This is a genomic window from Streptomyces sp. NRRL S-495, assembly GCF_000966955.1.
GTDB classification, from domain to species: domain Bacteria; phylum Actinomycetota; class Actinomycetes; order Streptomycetales; family Streptomycetaceae; genus Kitasatospora; species Kitasatospora purpeofusca.
This window is the reverse complement of the sequence record NZ_JZWY01000823.1, coordinates 1-2,841: the sequence shown is the minus strand read 5'-3', so window position 1 is coordinate 2,841 and position 2,841 is coordinate 1. Positions and strand designations below refer to the sequence as shown.

The following is a 2,841-nucleotide window of genomic DNA, read 5'->3' as shown; positions in this document are numbered from 1 at the left end:
GAGGTAGCCGTGGGCGAGGCCGCCGCCGGCCGCGTACAGCTCGCCGGTGGTGCCGTCGGGCACGGGTTCGAGCCGCTCGTCCAGGATGTGGACCGCCTTGCCGTGCAGTGGGCGGCCGATCGGGATCGCGGCGCCGGCAGCGTCCTCGGCGGTGGCGCGGTGGCAGGTGGTCAGGCCGAGGCTCTCCACCGGGCCGTAGCCGTTGGCGACCACCAGCCCCGGATACTGGTCGAGCGCCTTGCCGACATGGGTGACCGAGGCCCGCTCACCGGCCGTGAAGGCCACCTTGAGGTCGTCGTAGGTCGCCGGGAACTCCTCCAGCAGGAAGTTGAACAGGCTGGCCGACAGCTGGAGCTGGGTGACGCCGTGGCGCCGGGTGAGCTCGGCGATCGCCTGCGGCTCGGGCCGCTGGCCGGGCTGGAGCACGCACACCCCGCCGAAGGCCAGCGCGCCGTACAGCTCCAGGGCGAAGGCGTCCCAGGACACCGGGGAGCACTGCAGCCAGACCTCCTCGGGACCGAAGCGGGCGTAGTCCTGGCCGAGGTAGGTGGTGGTGAGCGCGCGGTGCGGCACGGCCACGCCCTTGGGGCGGCCGGTGGAGCCGGAGGTGAACATCACGCAGGCGAGGTCCTCGCCGGTGACCGGCACGCCCGGGTCGTGGCCTGGGCGGGCGGCGATCGCGGCGGCCTGCGCGTCCAGGTCGAGGTGGCGCCCGACCGGGAACGGCGGGCTCGCGTGCCGGTGGGTGACCAGCAGCGCGGCGGCGCTGTCGGCGACCGCCCCGGCCAGCCGCTCGGCCGGGAAGTCCGGGTCGAGCAGGGTGTAGGCGGCGCCGGTCTTGAGCGCGGCCAGCAGCGCCACCACCAGGTCCGGGCCGCGCTCGACCAGGACGGCGACGGTGTCGCCGCGACCGGTGCCGGCCTCGGCCAGGTGGTGGGCGAGCCGGTTGGCCCGGGTGTTCAGCTCGCCGTAGGAGAGCCGCTGCTCGCCGGAGACCAGGGCGAGGGCCTGCGGGGCGGCGGCGGCCCGGGCCTCGACCAGGGCGTGCACGGGCGTCTCCACGGCGGTGGCGAGGGTGCCCAGCCAGGCGTCGCACAGCTCCGCCATGGTGGCGGCGTCGAACAGGTCGGAGTCGTACTCGAACCGGCCGGTGAAGTCGGTGCCCCGGTCGTCGACGGAGATCGACAGGTCGAACCGGGAGACCGGGTTGGAGTACAGCTCCCGGGTGACCTCGATGCCGCCGACGGTCAGCGGGCGGGAGTCCAGCGGGTGCAGCTCCAGCAGCACCTGGCAGAGCGGGTTGCGGTTCTCGACCCGGTCGTCCGGACGGTCCTCCAGGACGGTCGCCGCGATGTCGTCGAACGGCGCCTCCTGGTGGCGGTAGCCGGCGATCGCCACCTCGCGGACGTGCCGGACCAGGTCGCGGAAGTCCACGCCCTCGTCGAGCCGCACCCGCAGCGGCAGCAGGTTGACGAAGTAGCCGACCAGGGAGTCCAGTTCGGGCCGACCACCGCGGACGCTGACCGGCGAGCCGAGGACGAGGTCGCGCTGTCCGGTCCGGCGGTGCAGGGTGAGTGCGAGGGCGGCCAGCAGCACCATGAAGGGGGTGGCGTCCTCGCTGCGGGCCAGCGCGCGGACGGCCTCGGCGACCGGGCGCGGCATGGCGAAGCGGTGGAAGTCGCCGCGGAACTCCTGCACCTCGGGCCGGGGGTGGTCGGTGGGCAGCACCGGCTCGGTCGGGGCGTCGGCCAGGTGCTCGCGCCAGTGGGCGAGTTGGCGCTCGGCGCTCTCCTGGTCCCGGTACTGCCAGGCACTGTGGTCGGCGTACTGGACCGCCGGCTCGGGCAGCTCGGCCGGGCGGCCGGTGGCCGACTCCTCGTACAGGGCGGCGAGTTCGCTCTCCAGCACGGGCAGCGAGCCCTCGTCCCAGACGATGTGGTGGCAGAGCAGCAGCAGGGTGGCGGTGTCGCCGGTGCGGTAGAGGTGGGCGCGCAGCAGCGGGCCGGTCTCCAGGTCGAAGGGGACGAGCGCGGCCTCGGCGACCAGCCCGTCCACCCGCCCGGCCTCGGTGTCGGTGACGGTGAAGGGCACCTCGACGGCGGGGTGGACCAGCTGCCGGGGGCCGTCCTCGGTCAGCTCGAAGGTGGTGCGCAGCGCCTCGTGCCGGGCCACCACGCCCGCCAGCGCCTTGTGCAGCCGGTCGGGGTCGACCGGCCCGGCGAAGCGGAACACCCAGGGCACGATGTAGGTCGGTGCGTCGGGGTTCATCTGGTCGAGGAACCACAGCCCGCGCTGGTACTTGGACAGCGGCGCCGAGGTGGCGCCGGCCCGGGTCAGCGGCGGGCGCTCGCCGCCCGAGGAGGCGGTGACGGCGGCGGCGAACCCGGCCAGGGTCGGGGCGTCGAAGATGGCGTACGGGGAGATCATGCCGAAGGCGTCGAAGACCCGGCCGACCACCCGCACGGCGGTGAGCGAATCGCCGCCCAGGTGGAAGAAGTTGTCCTCGGCGCCGACCTCGGGCACCCCCAGGACGTCCGCCCAGACGGCGGCGATCAGCTGTTCGGCGGGGGTGCGCAGCGGGCGCCCGGCGGGGGCGGCGGCGGGCTGCTCGGCCTGCGGCTCGGGCAGGGCGGCGCGGTCGACCTTGCCGCCGGCGGTCAGCGGGAAGGCGTCCAGCGCGGTGACGGTGGCCGGGACCATGTGCTCGGGCAGCCGCTCGGCCAGGTGGGAGCGGAGCGCGCCCGGGTCCGGCGCGGCGCCGGTGACGTAGGCGGCGAGCCGGCCCTCGTGGGCGAGCACCACGGCGCCGGCCACGTCCGGGTGGGCGGCAAGGAGCTGTTC

General features: G+C 75.2%; 1 protein-coding gene. It reads right to left on the bottom strand.

Going from position 1 to position 2,841, the window contains the following annotated elements; all coding sequences use genetic code 11:
* A partial coding sequence (locus tag VR45_RS34185) for a condensation domain-containing protein (RefSeq protein WP_045943798.1) occupies positions 1-2,841 on the bottom strand: 2,841 nt, incomplete at both ends.